Origin of the sequence: Pleionea mediterranea (assembly GCF_003148745.1) — a bacterium.
GTDB lineage: Bacteria > Pseudomonadota > Gammaproteobacteria > Enterobacterales > Kangiellaceae > Pleionea > Pleionea mediterranea.
Map to the genome: position 1 here is coordinate 48224 of NZ_QGGU01000001.1, position 16194 is coordinate 64417.

Here is a 16194-nt window from a genome sequence, read left to right on the forward strand (position 1 = left end):
GAATTAAACACTTCAGGCGATTTGATCGTTGATAAATTCTGCTGACAACTTAGCGGCTAACATCATATTTTCATTCAGAGTTAATCCTGAGGATTTTCGGGGTTTAAAGCTGTGATCGCCATCGGGGATCCAGTTTACATTGATTGATTGGCTTAATGGGTATTGGTCGACTTCGTGTTTGGTGCCAAAGGTGTCTCGTTCACCCTGAACAATTAAGCAAGGTTTGGTCATGGTCATTAAATGATCGGTGCGAAGTTTGTCGGGTTTTCCTGGCGGATGAAACGGGTAGCCCAGTGCCAGCGTCGCTAAAACTTTTGGGTGATCAGCACACAGTGTTGCTACCCGGCCGCCCATGGATTTACCGCCAATGATCAATGGCATATCGGGCAGCTCATCAATTAAACCATTCAAACTTTGAATAAGCTGTTTCACAGGGTTTGGCGGACGACGTTTGTTTTGTGATATCATCTCAACCATATAAGGGAAATTAAAGCGAACAATCTGGATGTTGTACTGACCGATGAAATCTTTCATCTGAGTCATAAACTCCGATTGCGCCGGCGCTCCGGCACCATGAGCCAGTAAAAGTGTGACTTTTTTACCTGGACTCAGATTATCAATTAACTGCATAATCACCACCGTTTTAATCTCTGATTGAAATATGCGTACAAATTAGGCCCTATTATCCGCGATAATTCACCGAATATCTCGGAAACTTTTGGAAAAAGCAGGGGATAAGGCTACAATGCCAAGGACTGTATGAATTTTAAACAAGTTTGTGCAGATAATCTTTTATTTAAAAGAGGTGGTAAACAATGAGTGATACACCAAAAGCATTTTTTGAAGAAATGGATGGTGAACGTTGCTACATTGGACCCGAGCGTCGTATTGATCGTCGCCGAACCAATAACAATCGTCGGCTGGAAAGTTTATTAAATGATTTTGGACTGGATCGCAGAGTTAGTCGTGAACGTCGAAATCGTAATACGTCATGGCTGATAATGTCGCAAGCCGCTAACCTCTAGTTGCTTGCATGGTTGAGATTGTATCGGCAAAAATTGCCGAGGTGGTTTCGACACTCTTAATTTGAGCCTCGTTACTCGAGGTCTTTAAGCCGATAGTCAATGCGAAGCATGAGTTGTAGTTGGCTCAATATTAAAATTCTTAGTTCCCTAGATCGTGTTTATCTTTACCAGTTGCGAGTTTGACTTGTTGCATTCTTTGTTGCACAAAATTATTCAGCCAACTTAAAAATTCAAGATGCTCAATGGAGTAATTGATAAATCTTCTCCGACTGATAAGATCATTGGCAGTTTTTCAACTCAGGATCTTGTCATCAGTGGCAATAAAACACCCTCAATACCCGAATGACTGGCAACTTCCTTCAGCAATTCAGTGTTTGCCTTCTCCAGACTGGGCTTCGCGTGTCAGCTTGTCGATTAAACGAGACGACACTATTCACCCTTTTATTTCTGGCAATAAAGCAAGAAAACTTTATTCACTGATACAGCGTTGGCAGGTAAGTCCTCCGCAGCAGGTGGTTACCATGGGGGGAAATCGCTCAAACTATCTGCATGCGTTAGGTTATTTATGTTATCAAAAATCGATTCCACTCTTAGCACTGGTTCGTGGTCACGAACCGGAACACTATCATTCAACGCTGTCTGATTTAAAACGTTGGCAGGTAAAGCTGACATTTGTGGATAAATTAACGTTTCGACAGTGTCGAGAAAACTTTGAAAATGTCCGGTTATTGGTTAAAGAAAAAGATTTGTTAAGTGAAGCTGAGTCATCGATTGAATGGCTGCCGGAAGGTGGTAGCAATGTCGAAGCGTTTAACGGCATTATGTTGGCGGTGGATGAATTAACACAGATCCCTGATGTGATTTTTGTACCGGCAGGCACCGGCTGTACCGCTTTAGGTATTGCTGCTGCCATCGATAAAAAGGGCTGGCATACACAGGTGATTGCCGTGGTGGTTTTAAAAGGAGCCGAGTCAATCAGCCAGTCATTAGGTAAATTGGCGAAGCAGGCGAATACCCCCTGGCCAAAATCGCTGACTTTAGAGCATCGATTTTGCGACAAAGGATTTGCAAAGATTACGCCTGAAATTAAAAAGCAGAAAGCCTATTATGAGCAGCTCTGGTCGTTGCCACTAGAACCTGTTTACTCCGTTAAAATGCTCAATGCGGTTAAGGCTTATTGTGACTCGGGCATGCTCGACAATAAACAGGTCCTGTTGTGGCATACCGGGGGGTTACAAGGTGACACCTGAGCAAAGAGCATTTTGTGTTTACATGGGCTGCTTTTTAAAGAGTACTCTTAAAATGCCTCTGGTATTAATAACCTTGCAGTTTGTTTGAGCTGGGTTAAGCTTATACTGATGAGCTGTTGTATTCGAATAATCAAAAGGGGTTGAACAAGTGTGAGTAACTGTACAGCACCTTATAATATCAAGTCTATTGCTGCACTTCTTTGCGGTTTATTTTTGCTGGCAAGTGTCAACAGTTTTGCCAGTAGCCCTATCTATCATCAGCTTGAAACCATTGATGTGGAGTCTGGATTACCTCAGTCGACAGTTAGAGCGATTACTCAGGATCAATTTGGGTTCATTTATTTTGCCACCGATGAAGGGATCTCTCAGTTTGATGGCATTAGTCACAAAAATATCCAGTCGACTGCTAAAGAACTACAGTCTCTGTTTAGCTTTTCTTCATTATGTGACTCCGAAAATGGATTATGGGCGGGCTCTCTGGATGGCGGTGTGCTTTATTACTCAGCTTCGAGCCGGCAGTGGAAAGAATTTTTACTCAGTGACATATTTGGTGCCGAAGCTGGCAAACAAGTGATTGGTTGCAGCAAAGATATTGATAACAATATCTGGTTTATTACTGAGCGGGGCTTATTTTCACTGGGTGTCGATGAAAATATTGAGTTAATCAGAAAAGATTCATTCTGGATTGAAGGCAACAATCAGGTGAATCATTTAATGATCACGGAAGAAAATCGTTTTTATATTGCTACTGAGCAAGGGCTGTATACATTGAACTATGGCAGGTTTACGAAACTGGCATCGTATAGTCAGCCTGCGACACGAGTCGTGCAAACATTACTGGATGCTCGAGGTCGGCTTTGGGTACTTAATGAATCCTCCGTATCGGTATACAACAATAACAAAGGCGAGTGGGAAATAATTGCTTCTTCGCTTATTGGCCAGCTTAATCGAAAAGTTGCTCATGAACGGTTAATTGATATTTTTCAGGATTCGGCCGGGCGCACATGGATTGGAACCGAAACACAGGGAATACTGATAATTGATGAAAACAATCAGTCGTTGCATCATTTGAAAAAAAATCCCTCATACGGAAATTTACCGGATAACCATATTACTTCTATATATCAGTCACGAGACAATGTTATGTGGCTAGGTACCTGGTTAAGTGGGGCGATAAAACTAATCCCGTCATTGCAAGGTATAGACACCACCCGAGTTTTTTCAACCAACAATGGAGAGATTGTTGAGCCCAGCATTCGATCCATTTATCGTTCCGAGACAGGTGAGCTATGGGTAGGTACTGATAATGCTGGCGTATTGCTTTCTGATGGTAATGGTAAGTCTTATACTCAATATAAGCGAGTGAGTGACGCGAGTGGGCTTGCAATGAGTGCTGAAAATTATTACCAAAAGCAACCCAGTTTTACGTTACCCAGTAATACGGTTCGAAACTTTTATCAGCGCAATAATGGTGATTTTTTGATTGGTACTGATCGAGGATTATTAAAGCTTACCGATCAAGGTTTTGAATACTTGGGACAAAATATTGAAGCAGCTCTAAGTACTGGTGACTTAATTCGCGGTGTGCTTGAAGACTCAAAAAATACACTTTGGGTTGGCACTTATGATAAAGGCTTGTTCTGGTTTAATGATGAAACAGGACAATATAATCGAATATCATTATCACAAAATTCACTGATTGATAGAGTGGCGCAGGTGCATCTTTCGATGGATGGGATGCTCTGGGTGGGCACGGATACACAAGGCTATTTTATTGTAGATCCGATACAAAAAAGCGTAGTTGAACATATCCATTTTAATATGCCGAACCGACTGAGAGCTCCCGGTAATTCAATATGGAGTTTTTATCAGCCTAACTCGCAGACCATGTGGGTGGGTTCTTATGGACAGGGCTTAGGGCAATTAAATCTTCAGTCAAGAGTATTCACTTATTTTCGCGAGTCGGATGGATTACCAAACGATGTAATCTATAGCATTACGCAAGATCAGCAAGGTTGGTTTTGGGTTTCTACCAATCAGGGATTAGCTCGATTTTCTCCAGGCAAAAAAAAGTTTATCAGCTTAAATAAAGTACATGGCTTGCCACATTCTGAGTTTAATTCGGGGGCGTATTTTAAGGATGATTCCGGACGACTTTATTATGGCTCACTAAAAGGATTGGTGATTATTGACCCTTCCAAGTTAATGCCCAATACGGGTGAGCATCAAGTCTACTTAAGTGACTTAAGAGTCAATAACCAGTCAGTTGAGCAAGCGACTAATCATTTAAGTATGCAAGGTGATGTTTTTTCACCAAAACAACTTACGTTTGAAAAGGATTACGAACAGTTGTTTTTTTCTTTTGCAGTAAGTGACTATTTGGCACCTGATAAAAATATTTTTGCTTATCGATTGTTGGGGTATCAGGATGATTGGGTATTCAATGAAGGAAAAGTAAGAAGCGCCAGCTTTAATAGTTTACCGGCTGGGTATTATCGGTTAGAAGTAAAAGCAAAAAATAGTTATGGCGTATGGAGCGATAAGCTTTTAAAAATTGATATACAGTTACAGCCTCCCTGGTGGCTTAGTGGCTGGGCATATTTTTCTTATTTAATTTTAATTATGTCTGTAATCTGGGGCAGCTTTGAACTTTGGCGTCGCTATCGCAGACAACATAAGTTAATGCTTGAACGATTGCATTATCTGGTTGAGCACCGAACGCAGGAGTTAAAAAATAAAAATGAGCAACTGAAGTCATTAAACAGTGAATTGCAACATGCTAACGAAAAACTTGAAAAGGTCAGTATGACCGATAGCCTGACAGGGCTGGGCAATCGACGTATGATGTACCAGTATCTTGAAAAAGATGTCGGCCGTGTTAATCGGGCTTATATTAGCCTGGAGACCGATCTTCTTAATTTGCCGGACATCCAAAAGCATGACCTACAATTTTATCTGGTTGATATTGATGATTTTAAAAGCATCAATGATCGTTATGGTCATACTGTTGGCGACAAAGTGCTTATTCAAATAAGTCAAATACTCACCGCTGTTAGTCGTGAAGGTGATTATGTGGTGCGTTATGGTGGAGAGGAGTTTTTACTGGTGATGCGTGATACACCTCGTAGTGAATCCGCTCTCATCGCAGAAAGGATACAGCAAGCATTCCATAGCGAAGAGATAAATATTAGTGCTGACTTAACGATTCCCTTGCGTTGCTCCATTGGTTTTGCACCTTACCCTTTTTCCAGTCTTTGTCCGGCTCAATTGTTACCTGAACAGGTGATTCAAATTGCAGATATTGCTCTTTATTGTGCAAAAGCCAGTGGGAAAAATTGCTGGATAGGTTTGAATGGTCATTACAAAAAAGACGAAGTGATAGTTTCGGATGTACTGAATAACACAGAGCAACTTATAGAGCAGGGATTAGTCGAAGTCATTACTTCTGATAATGTTTCTAAGCTAAACTGGACGCAAGGAAGGCATTAAATAGCCGTCGTCCAGTTTTTTGTAAATCAGAATGATTAAACCTGTTTTTTAGCCAAAGTTAATTTGGCATCAGTAAGGTGTAGTCGAGCTCAAGAACGCATTGCTTTGATATTCGTAATTGTTCAGGTTCCATCATTAGCTCATTGATTGTCTCTTCATCGATATTCTTAAAGCCATAGGTTTTTAGACGCAGCCAACCAATATCTTCACGGTTATCAAAATGGCCTTTATCCAGAATTATGGATGCGGCATAAACCGTATCACCAGCAAAACTTGGATTTAAATGAGCGCCACCATTTATGGCCGTTAACCATAGACCATTTGCCAGACCACTGTGAGTGATGGCACGGCAAAGGGACATAATATGACCGCCATACACCAGTCTTTTCCCGGCAGCAGACTGCGACATCATATGCTGATCAAAATGAACACGGGCATTATTCTGGTATAGACGTGTGGCGAGTGAGTGATCGGAATCGTTTATCGTCATGCCCTGACGATGATTGATGATTTCGCCAACTTGATAATGAGTTAAACGGTGTTTACAAGCTGTCCAGTCACTGGAAAAGTTATCAAAATTTAAATCATCAGGTATTAGATTCTGATTAATTGTGACCGATGATTCAAGATCCGGTATATGGTCAATACCCATTGGTGCTGAGGGTGTTTTTTTATGCACCATCACCCAACGTTTCCATTCAACTACGGTTGTGTCGTGTTGATTTTTAGCGATTGAATGAACGTAAACAATACCCGTTTTTCCGTTACTGTTTTCTTTTAATCCGATAACCTTTGAAGTAACACTGATGGTATCGCCTGCAAAAATCGGAGATGAAAAGCGGCAGTTGGCATAACCGAGATTGGCTACGGCGTTTAATGAAATATCCGGAACGGTTTTACCAAAGGCAATATGAAACAGCAGCAGGTTATCAATCGGTAGTCGCTTAAACCCACAGGCCTGCGCCACCGTTTCGGCGCAATTGAGTAGGTGCTGACTTCCGGTTAATGCAATGTAGAGGCTGATGTCGCCAGAAGTAATGGTTCGCGGCGTACCATGAATTAGCTGTTGATTGATTTCAAAGTCTTCAAAAAAATAACCCTGAAAGGTTTTTTCCGTCAAAAACCGCTTAGGTAATTTGGAATTGGTTGTTTGGTTCATGTTACTTCTCCGGACCACAGAGCTCGCTTTGACCAATTTTATGAACCGTTTTATACACCGCAAGTACTCTTTCTGCCCACTCGGCCAGTGAAGGCTCTACCAGTCGATCATCAATGACTGCCATTGATCGATCGTTTTTATTCGCCTGTTCAATAGCGTCTAATATCTTTTTTGCTCGATTAATTTCATCACGCTTTGGGGTAAAGGCATCGTTGGTGTAATCCAGTTGAATTGGATGTATAACGGTTTTGCCATCAAAGCCCAGATCACGTGCCTGTCGACAGGAAAACTCACAGGCTTCTACATTTTTAAGATTAAAGTGGGGTCCATCAATGACACATTTTTTATAAGCTCTTGCGGCTAAAATAACCAGCGATAAACTGGTGATTAAACCACTGCGATCGGGTGTTGGATTAAGCTTCAATTCATTGGCAAGATCCGTCGTTCCCATAACAATGACTTCCAGCCTTGGGTTGGCTGCAATCTCTTTAGCGTTTAGTACACCTAATGGACTTTCAATATTGACCATGACTTTTAAGTGTTGACCACCGGCTTGATCAAGATGATAGATGGCTTCTTCAAGTTGTTGCTGGCTTTCCATTCGTGGAAACGTAACGGCATCAACATTCAGTGTCACCAGAGTTTTTAAGTCATCAAAACCCCAGGGGGAATTTAACGGATTGATGCGAACTATTTTTTCCGAATGACCAAACTCACCCTGTTTTAAATATTGCTTTAGGTTTTCACGAGCTTGCTCTTTTTGTTGCGGTGGAACCGATTCCTGTTGATCAAAAATAATTGAATCGGCATCGAGAGTGCGTGACTTTTCAATGTGTCGTTCAATATGAGCCGGAACATACAGCATGGTCCGTCTTGGTCGATAGTTAAAAGGCATGGACGATGTTTCGGTTAAAACCTGTTGTGATGAATTCATGCCGTTTGCTCCCTGTTTAATTGTTGGACGAGTTGTTTGCGCAACACTTTTCCATTTTTTGTGCGTGGAAACTCGCTCATAAAGTGTATCACTTTTGGTGCTTTATATTTCGCCAGATGTTCTGCACCAAATGCGAGTAAATCATCTTCGCTAACCTGGGCATCGGTATGAGTGATCACACACACCGAAACCAGTGTTTTATCTTTAGAAATGGTTTCTCCAAGCGCCACACAATCGGCAATGGCCGGATGGGTTTTCATAACGCGTTCCACTTCGTGAGGTGAGACCCGATAACCAAAGGTATTTATAATGTCGTCTTTGCGACCAATAAACCAGATATACCCCTCGGCATCTACCCGGGCGTAATCGCCAGTTAAAAAGTAGCCTTGTTGCTTGGCTTTATCGGTTTCTTCGGGCAGGTTCCAGTAACGAATGAATAATCCAGGATCGTTCAGCGGCAGGCAAATCATGCCTTCTTCTCCGGCAGCTACCGGATTCAGGTTTTCATCGCGCAAGCTGACTTGATGACCCGGTTGAGCAAAGCCTGCGGCACCCGGCCGGATAGGTTTACCTTTGTGCTGAGAAATATAATAGGACAGCTCGGACATGCCAATGGCTTCATACACATCCTGCCCGAATCTTGCGCGCCAGGCTAATAACATTTCATCGGAGAGGTGTTCGCCCGCGCTCATGCAGTGATTCAGTGACGGAACGTCTTTTTTGTCTAGATTGGTCTTCTGAATAATTTGCCGATAAATGGTCGGTACGCCTATAAAGGTAGTGCACTGGTGTTTTTTGATAAGACGCGGCCAGGTGGTGGCGTCATTCGGTCCTTCATACACCACGACGGTTTTGCCGTGAAACAGCGGATCCATCAGGGCGGAGCCCAGTACGTAAGTCCAGTTGAATTTACCGGAGTGAAGAATGCGATCCTTGCCCTGAAAATTAAACCAGAACTCAGAAGCTGGCAATCGACCAATCAGTGCCCGGTGAGCATGCAATACGCCTTTAGGAAACCCGGTGGTACCAGAGGTATAAACCAGATAAGCCGGATCATCGGCTCGTGTTTTATGGCAGCGAAAACTTTTACGTTGACTGTTTAACTCTGCGTCCAGATCAATCAACTGGATATTGCCGACGCTGGGCAGGTCGCGCAGATTTCCGTCACCTGTAAGCAGTACCTGTTTTAACTGGGGGCAATCGGCCAGTGAGTCAGCAAGCTCGCTCCACATGGCTTTATCCGTAACCAGTGCCCGTGCACCCGAATCTTTCGCCAGATAGGCCACTTCATCCGCGGACAGCAAGGTGGATGTCGGTACGGCAATGGCACCGTATTTTAAACAGCCAAAAAATGCAGTGGGGTATTCAAGCGAGTTGGGCAGTCGAATGAGTAATCGATCACTTACATCAAACTTAAGGCTGGCAAGCAGGTTAGCAAATGCGCATGTGCGTTGATAGAGTTGTTCGTAAGTCAGTGCCGAGGTGCCTCTATGGGCATCTTCCAGAATAAACGCCGTGCTGTCTGGCTGATGTTCAAGATGACGATCGATACAGGCTTCACCAATATTAAAATGGTCGGGCAGTTGCCATTCCCATTGTTCTGGTGCGGCAACATCGGATCTCAGGTATTGGTTTAATTCATTCATAATTAAATTTTCCCATACGGCCAGTTTTCACGGATCACATGCACGGGCAGTCGTTTCAGTACATCCATGGCAAAGGCTTTGTTGTCGTCGCTTAAGGCTTTTAACGCGTAGGCGCGTAACAAGGTTTGCAGTGCTTTACCAAACATGGGGGGATCCAGCATTTCGCCTTCAAACCGTATGGCACCACCTAACAGAGCATCGGCATCAATCGCCGCCTGTAAAACCTTCACGTTACGATTAATTTGCAGAGGGCTCGGCGTAAAGGCCACTTTACACAGGTGGATATGGTAGGGGTGAATAACCTGTTTTCCGGTAAGCCCCATTTGTGCTTCTTCCACGGCATGGCGATGCACTACATGGGAATTATGATCACCGTGCAAATCGAGCCAGCGTCTTACATCGTGCGGCTCAATAAAGTTTTCGGGCATCGCGGTTTCATTGATCAGAACTTCTACCCCACCAATTACGCCTTTACCGGCAATTCGGGCTTCAAGTAACAAGTTACGTAAATAAGTTCTTAATTCATCGATCCAGCCTTCTGGCGTTAAGTGGATCGCCATGGCTTTGGAAAAATCGTGTATACCGAATACCACATGAGTCACCGATGAAAACTGCATCAAATCGGGTGCCAGTTTCAGTGAGCGGGGGTGTTCGATGATCGGCTGAATTTCAATTTTTTCATTCACGCCAACCAGCCAGGAAGACAGATCGCGAATTTCAGCGGCGCCATAGACTTCACCGGCTTTGGCCAGAATAATCACATCAATGTGTTCTTTGACGGCTTTTATTAATTCCAGATCTTTTTCGTATTCTGGCGTACGAAAAGGGTTGATCCGCAGGGCAATCTGAAAGTCGCGCTCGGGAAATTTCGGCAGTTCCTGCTTGAGCAGTTCGCGACTCATTTCTTTTTGTCGGCAACCGTCTTCCAGATCAAAGAGCAGTGTGTGAGCCGGACAATGATGCGCGTGTCTGCGTATGCGATCTGCGGCCTGTTCCATGGTTTCATACTGACCTTGCGCGGGATTGTACTTAACCGGGGGATAATAAAGCTGTATCCCCGGCCAAAATCCGCCCAATACTAACTGTTCGTCGACATTGTCGAGAAATGCGTATTCGTAGTTCATGATCGGGTCCTATCCAATTGTACCTTGTGGCAGAGACGGCTTGGTAAGGGCTGACTCTGGTCTACCATTATTATGGTTTTATATTGCAGCGCAATAATACTAAAGCATAGTTAAACGCTCATTTCAATCACTTGTTTGAATTTTTTGTTGCCATAAAAATCCGACTTTAGTATGGTTGTATTCGGTTTATTGCGGTGCAAAAATTAATCAGGATCAACACCCGTAGCGGATATGGTATTTACAATACGGGGTCTGAAATCTTAAAAGTGCTTAACATTTAACAAGTTACAGGAGGTTGGCCATGAGCCAGACAGTGCACCCTAACGATGCATTATTTGAGGGAGAGAAGCCGTTTCCGGTGATCCCAAGCTGTGAACATTTTGCCGGAAGTGAAAAACTGATCCGCAAAGCCATGTCGCTGCAAGAGAAAATAGGCCCTGTGTTTGACATTACCTGCGATTGTGAAGACGGTGCGGCATCGGGTAAAGAAGTTGAGCACGCGGAAATGGTCGCCGCTGTCATCGGTTCGGACGATAACAAACACAATATGGCCGGGGTACGGATCCACGATTATTCTCACCCGGACTGGAAACAGGACGTGGATATTCTGGTGCCCAAAATAGGCGAGCGGGTGGCTTATATCACTATTCCCAAGGCAACCGAAGCCAGCCAGGTGGCTGAAATGGTTGACTATATTCAGCAGGTGGCGAAAAAGTCTGGCATTGAACGTGAAATCCCAATCCATGTATTAATCGAAACCCACGGTGCGCTAAAAGAGGTTTGGGATATTGCAAAAGTTCCCTGGTTGCAAGTTCTTGACTTTGGCATGATGGACTTTGTTTCGGCTCATCAGGGGGCCATACCGGCTTCGGCGATGCGTTCACCAGGACAATTTGATCACCCCATTCTGGCACGCGCTAAAGCCGAAATGACCGCTGCCGCTTTGGCCAATGGTATTGTTCCTGCGCACAACGTTACCCTTGATCTAAAAAATCCCTACCAGACTTATAAAGACGCGGAGCGCGCCCGAAATGAGTTTGGATTTCTACGCATGTGGAGCATTTACCCGACACAAATTAACGCCATCATCGATGCCATGAAACCGGATTATTCCGAAATAGAAGATGCCATTGGTATCCTGACGGCGGCGCAAGATTCTGAGTGGGGACCTATTCAGTTTAAAGGCGAGCTTCATGATCGGGCGACCTATCGTTATTACTGGCAACTATTGCAACGCGCCCATGTGATGGGGCAAACATTACCGGATGATGTTCGACAGCGCTTTTTCGAATGAAGTTTTTGACAGATGCTCTTTGATAGAAAAGTAAAGGGATGATGAGTTGTGCGACACTTACCTGGGGTAAGGTCGCACTTTTGGTCTTATTACTGCTTAAACCTCATAATGCCTTCCTGAGCGGTGCTGGCAACCAGCCGGCCCTGTTGATCATAGACCTTACCTAATACAAATCCTCGTTGATGCGATGATGATGGGCTATCTATAACGTACAGAAGCCAGTCATCAAAACGAAATTCACGGTGGAACCACATTGAGTGATCGATGGTGGCCATTTGCAGTTTGGGGGTTAAAAACGAAACGCCATGGGGCAACGCTGCGGTGGGTAAAAAGCCAAAGTCGGAAGCATAGGCGAGTATATATTTATGGATCCTTAAATCATCGGGCAGCTTGCCGTTGGTTTTCATCCAGATGTGGCGCTGCGGGGAGGCTTTTTCTGGTTTAAGTGGGTTGTGAAATTCAACCGGTCGCATTTCAATCGGTTTTTCACAAATAAAACGGGTGCGTAAATTTTCCGGAATATGTTCGGCGTATTGTCGGGCAATATCGAGTTCCGAAGGCAGATCATCGGGCAGAGTAACATTTGGCATGGACGCCTGATGATCGAAGCCATCGTTTGATATATGAAACGATGCCGTCATATAAAAGATGGTTTTGCCATTCTGGATGGCTTTTACCCGACGGGTAGAGATGCTGCGGCCATCACGGATGGATTCTACGTCGTAAACAACCGGTCTTGAGGAATCGCCTGGTAATAAAAAGTAGCTGTGGAAAGAGTGAGAGACTCGATCGACATCAAGTGTTTGTTTGGCTGCTGATAGAGCCTGACCAATAACTTGACCTCCAAACAGTTGTGGAAAGCCAAGATCCTGACTTTGCCCACGGAACAAGTTGGTTTCTATGGGTTCCAGCTGCAACAATTCAACCAGTTCTTCTAGCACTTGGCTCATAATAACTCTCTATTAATGTTTTGTAGTTACTATTGTAGGTGAATATTTTTTACAGGCAATAGCATTGACTCCGGAGTACGCACCGCAGAGAATGGCAATAGATTAAAGGTTTCAATTAATGCTGCTGTTGTTCAGGTAGATCTTTACTAAAGAGAGATTGATTTATGTTAAGTGATCGTTTTTTCATCCATGGAATAGTCAGGCTGTTTTGTTCAGTGATCATCGTTTGTTTGATCAGCAGTTGCGCCAACTTAACCTCAATGGAAAAAAGTATTGATACATTGACTAGCGAAGCCAATGAAGGTGATCTCAATGCCGCACATGCACTGTGCTTTCGTTTTAGTAATGGCGTAGGAGCAGAAATAGACGATGATGCTGCATTTAACTGGTGTCACCGAGCTTCGTCCACGCAAAATCCAAAGTCGATGACCTTACTGGCGGATCTTTATTATCATGGTCGTGGCACCGAGCAAGATTACCATCAAGCAGCCAAGCTGTATTATTTTGCCGCCCAGCGTGGCATCGATAAAGCCATGCTAATGCTTTATCATCACTATATTAATGGCTATGGCGTGGCCAAAGATGAAACGGAAGCGCGTTATTATTTAAATCGTGCCGCGCAGAGAAATTACGCGCCAGCAAAACAATTAAAACAACAATTACTATTACAACCTTAAGATATATTTTATGACATTACGTTTTCTATTATGCAGTGTACTCTACTCGTTAAGTCTTATTGTTTCAGCAAGCACTTTTGATATTAACGACTGGTTTTCTAACGATGGTATATCGCCCGTGGCATTATCGCCAAGCGGTGAGCGCATATTATGGCTCGAACAAGGAATTGAGCAGGCGCTTTTACTACAGGCGGTTAAGGATGATAAGCACTTACAAATAGAGCTGCCCATTGAGACTCAATTTGTCGATGCCAGGTTTTCTGGAAGCAATCGACTTTTATTTATTGTAAAAGCCAGCCAATGGCATTATGTGTATGAATTCGATATTGAGAATAAAAAGCAGACGTTGGTTCTTAAAAAACAATCCAGTGTTTCTTTTGTCAATGGTCAAAACAATAAAGGTGGCTACTGGTTACTGAGTCAACAGCAGCTTATATGGTTTGATTTTTTACGTCGTCAAATTACTCAAGTAATGCAAGTGCCCGAAGGCATTGTTTCATTAACCGTCGATAGTAATGATAATCCCTGTCTTGCGATAAAAAATAACGGACAAGTTTTATTGCATTCGCAGTTTTATAATGGAAATAACTCCAGCCATCAGTCGATAGAAAATTCCGAAGCATCGGAACAAGTTGATTCAGGTAAACAGTGGCACACTTTTGATAAACTCTCATCGGTTACAGGTGTTAAAGTTGATGCCAGCTGTCAAAAACTATGGGCTTTATCCTCCAATAATCTGAATACCGAGAGTTTACTGGCGTATTCAGTCAGTAATGGTTTATCAATCTTATTCAGTAACAACTCTTTTGATTTATCTGGCTTTACTCTGACAGCGAACGGCGAAGCTGTTGATTCTGTTTCTTATGACGGTCAAAAGCCAGAAGTCGTTACCTTTAGCCCCGCAATGGCGAAACTAAAAAGTATTCTTAATAAATATAATGATGATATTTATTGGAAAGTATTGGAAAGAAGTAATGATGACTCCGTTTTTCTGGTACATGCTGAGTCGCCGACTTTACCGCCACAAATTCTATGGGTGGCGATTAAATCGCGAACGTTGAAAGTTGTAAATCAATCCTTGGCTTACTATAAGGGCCATTCATGGCATCAAACCACTCCTTTTTCAATTAATCGTTTTCAAAGTGGGGAGCTTACCGGTTACCTGACAGTGCCAGCAAAACAGAAAACGGAAAATGATACAGAATCATTAACCATAAGCGATTCATCAGCCACAAAGTTTATCATTGTTAAACTGCATGGTGGTCCGTTTCAGGTTAGAGATAACTGGAGGTTTGATCCTGAGGCGCAGTGGTTTGCAGAACAGGGAATAGCAACCTTAACAGTAAACTATCGTGGCTCAGCAGGATTTGGAAAGCTGCATCAAGCAAAAGCATTTGGTCAGTTACGTGCAACACTGGAGCAAGATATTGATGACGCACTGGACTGGGCTCGTGAGCAGTACAGTGGAACGGAACATTCTATTTGTTTATACGGTTCAAGCTTTGGTGCTTTTGCCGTGTTATCGGAGTTGATTGAGAATCCTGATGATTATAGTTGTGGGATCATGTTGTCAGGCGTTAGCAGCTTACCCGAGATTTATCGCGAGCTGGATACACAGCAAGATAAGGAATTATTTAAACGGCAGTTTGGTGATCCTGAAAATATTGACTGGCACAATGAAAATAATTTATTAAAGCATATCGCCAGGTTATCCAAACCATTACTTGTGATTTACGGTAACCAAGATTCTGTTGTGTCACCGATGCAGAGTGAACGATTAGTTGAAAAACTTAAGGCACACAGTAAGATCTTTGAGCAACAGGTTTTTCCTGAAGGTCAGCATCAACTTGACACTGTAAGCACGAGGCATCTTATTAACGATAAAATCAAATCGTTTTTAATGAAGTATCTACGAAAATAATTGAGGCCTTAGCGGTTAATAGCTAAGGCTACAAAATTTTCAAGGACTAGTTTTGTCAGTCAATAGACTTAAATATCTTTTGCATTGACAAATAACAACACAATGCCGCTGGTTGCTGCAAAGACAAATGCATCTTTAAAAGAATTAGCGCCTATTGTTGTTTGCCACATTTGGAATAATGCACCACCAATCACAACAAAGCCTCCAAACCAAACAACTAAGGCCATACCAGAACCAAGAATCGCAAAACCTTTAGATGAGTTAAAGACATCTGAACTATCATGCCGAACCTTCCAGAGATCCCATGCTCCTTTAAGTGAAAATGCGCCAACCAGAAACTCACCAATAATAATACAAATAAATATTAAGGTTATTATTATTGGGTTGGTAATCGGGGGGAATATATGAGTGCTGTATACATTATGCTCCGCCATACCAGTAACATAGGCGATAGCTTCGAGACCTGTACTCCAGTTTGCAATATTACCGGCAACATAGAACCATCCCTGCAATCCAACGAAAGTGATTAATATGATTTTTAGTATGCGAATTGCCATGGGATACTCTCCTTATAATTAATTTAAATCCTCAAAAAGTATGATAATAAATATCAGATTTTACTTTGTATTGGTTACCATTCAAATAATAGTCTAGTTTAGCTGACAATCAAGATGTAAGCCTGATATCGGTAAAGGTGATAGAGACAAAGGGTGATAGCCATCAAA

The 16194-nt window shown here is 42.9% G+C and carries 13 protein-coding genes; 6 read left to right on the forward strand and 7 right to left on the reverse strand.

The annotated features are described in order from the left end of the window. Positions 1-12: 12 nt before the first annotated feature. Positions 13-630 (reverse strand): alpha/beta family hydrolase, encoded by a 618-nt coding sequence (locus tag C8D97_RS00215; protein ID WP_109761323.1) that lies wholly within the window; start codon positions 628-630, stop codon positions 13-15. Positions 631-815: 185 nt separating this feature from the next. Here C8D97_RS00215 and C8D97_RS00220 point away from each other — a divergent pair, with 185 nt between their 5' ends. The 3 genes from C8D97_RS00220 (at position 816) to C8D97_RS00230 (ending at position 5764) form a co-directional block, all read left to right on the forward strand. Further along, positions 816-1025, forward strand: a complete 210-nt coding sequence (locus tag C8D97_RS00220; RefSeq protein ID WP_109761324.1) for a hypothetical protein — start codon at positions 816-818, stop codon at positions 1023-1025. Between the two features lie 314 nt (positions 1026-1339). Continuing rightward, positions 1340-2275, forward strand: a complete 936-nt coding sequence (locus C8D97_RS00225; RefSeq protein ID WP_170115090.1) for a 1-aminocyclopropane-1-carboxylate deaminase/D-cysteine desulfhydrase — start codon at positions 1340-1342, stop codon at positions 2273-2275. A 150-nt stretch (positions 2276-2425) separates the two neighbouring features. Further along, positions 2426-5764 carry a ligand-binding sensor domain-containing protein gene (locus C8D97_RS00230; RefSeq protein WP_109761326.1) on the forward strand — a complete coding sequence of 1113 codons (3339 nt, stop codon included), beginning with the start codon at positions 2426-2428 and terminating at the stop codon, positions 5762-5764. 58 nt (positions 5765-5822) lie between these two features. Here C8D97_RS00230 and C8D97_RS00235 read toward each other — a convergent pair whose 3' ends face one another. The 4 genes from C8D97_RS00235 to C8D97_RS00250 are packed head-to-tail and all read right to left on the reverse strand — an operon-like array spanning position 5823 to position 10627. Beyond that, positions 5823-6923 carry a MaoC family dehydratase gene (locus tag C8D97_RS00235; RefSeq protein WP_109761327.1) on the reverse strand — a complete coding sequence of 367 codons (1101 nt, stop codon included), beginning with the start codon at positions 6921-6923 and terminating at the stop codon, positions 5823-5825. Position 6924: 1 nt separating this feature from the next. Then, positions 6925-7857 (reverse strand): HpcH/HpaI aldolase/citrate lyase family protein, encoded by a 933-nt coding sequence (locus C8D97_RS00240; protein ID WP_245411366.1) that lies wholly within the window; start codon positions 7855-7857, stop codon positions 6925-6927. Next, positions 7854-9503: an acetate--CoA ligase gene (locus C8D97_RS00245; protein ID WP_109761328.1), complete on the reverse strand. Its 1650-nt coding sequence runs from the start codon at positions 9501-9503 to the stop codon at positions 7854-7856. The genes C8D97_RS00240 and C8D97_RS00245 overlap by 4 nt, the downstream gene beginning before the upstream one ends. Positions 9504-9505: 2 nt before the next feature. Next, the gene (locus C8D97_RS00250; protein WP_109761329.1) at positions 9506-10627 is read right to left on the reverse strand and encodes an HpcH/HpaI aldolase/citrate lyase family protein; all 1122 of its coding nucleotides are present in this window, start codon (positions 10625-10627) and stop codon (positions 9506-9508) included. Between the two features lie 301 nt (positions 10628-10928). Between C8D97_RS00250 and C8D97_RS00255 the strand changes: the two genes are divergently transcribed. Then, positions 10929-11921: an HpcH/HpaI aldolase/citrate lyase family protein gene (locus C8D97_RS00255; RefSeq protein ID WP_109761330.1), complete on the forward strand. Its 993-nt coding sequence runs from the start codon at positions 10929-10931 to the stop codon at positions 11919-11921. 89 nt (positions 11922-12010) lie between these two features. Here C8D97_RS00255 and tesB read toward each other — a convergent pair whose 3' ends face one another. Then, positions 12011-12871, reverse strand: a complete 861-nt coding sequence (tesB, locus tag C8D97_RS00260) for an acyl-CoA thioesterase II (protein ID WP_109761331.1) — start codon at positions 12869-12871, stop codon at positions 12011-12013. Between the two features lie 164 nt (positions 12872-13035). Here tesB and C8D97_RS00265 point away from each other — a divergent pair, with 164 nt between their 5' ends. Then, entirely contained in the window at positions 13036-13548 is a 513-nt protein-coding gene (locus tag C8D97_RS00265) for a tetratricopeptide repeat protein (RefSeq protein WP_109761332.1), read from the forward strand. A gap of 10 nt (positions 13549-13558) precedes the next feature. After that, positions 13559-15469: an alpha/beta hydrolase family protein gene (locus tag C8D97_RS00270; RefSeq protein WP_109761333.1), complete on the forward strand. Its 1911-nt coding sequence runs from the start codon at positions 13559-13561 to the stop codon at positions 15467-15469. A gap of 68 nt (positions 15470-15537) precedes the next feature. Here the strand turns inward: C8D97_RS00270 and C8D97_RS00275 are convergent, their stop codons facing one another. Next, a complete protein-coding gene (locus tag C8D97_RS00275; protein ID WP_109761334.1) occupies positions 15538-16026 on the reverse strand; it encodes a DUF2165 family protein in 489 nt (162 codons plus the stop codon). Positions 16027-16194: the final 168 nt, after the last annotated feature.

Excerpts from the sequence above, each read along its gene's own strand:
- C8D97_RS00255 (WP_109761330.1), top strand. The coding sequence starts at position 10,929 with ATGAGCCAGACAGTGCACCCTAACGATGCATTATTTGAGGGAGAGAAG.
- C8D97_RS00215 (WP_109761323.1), bottom strand. The coding sequence starts at position 630 with ATGCAGTTAATTGATAATCTGAGTCCAGGTAAAAAAGTCACACTTTTA.
- C8D97_RS00245 (WP_109761328.1), bottom strand. The coding sequence starts at position 9,503 with ATGAATGAATTAAACCAATACCTGAGATCCGATGTTGCCGCACCAGAA.
- C8D97_RS00265 (WP_109761332.1), top strand. The coding sequence starts at position 13,036 with ATGTTAAGTGATCGTTTTTTCATCCATGGAATAGTCAGGCTGTTTTGT.
- C8D97_RS00220 (WP_109761324.1), top strand. The coding sequence starts at position 816 with ATGAGTGATACACCAAAAGCATTTTTTGAAGAAATGGATGGTGAACGT.
- C8D97_RS00270 (WP_109761333.1), top strand. The coding sequence starts at position 13,559 with ATGACATTACGTTTTCTATTATGCAGTGTACTCTACTCGTTAAGTCTT.
- C8D97_RS00275 (WP_109761334.1), bottom strand. The coding sequence starts at position 16,026 with ATGGCAATTCGCATACTAAAAATCATATTAATCACTTTCGTTGGATTG.
- C8D97_RS00235 (WP_109761327.1), bottom strand. The coding sequence starts at position 6,923 with ATGAACCAAACAACCAATTCCAAATTACCTAAGCGGTTTTTGACGGAA.
- C8D97_RS00240 (WP_245411366.1), bottom strand. The coding sequence starts at position 7,857 with ATGAATTCATCACAACAGGTTTTAACCGAAACATCGTCCATGCCTTTT.
- C8D97_RS00250 (WP_109761329.1), bottom strand. The coding sequence starts at position 10,627 with ATGAACTACGAATACGCATTTCTCGACAATGTCGACGAACAGTTAGTA.
- tesB (WP_109761331.1), bottom strand. The coding sequence starts at position 12,871 with ATGAGCCAAGTGCTAGAAGAACTGGTTGAATTGTTGCAGCTGGAACCC.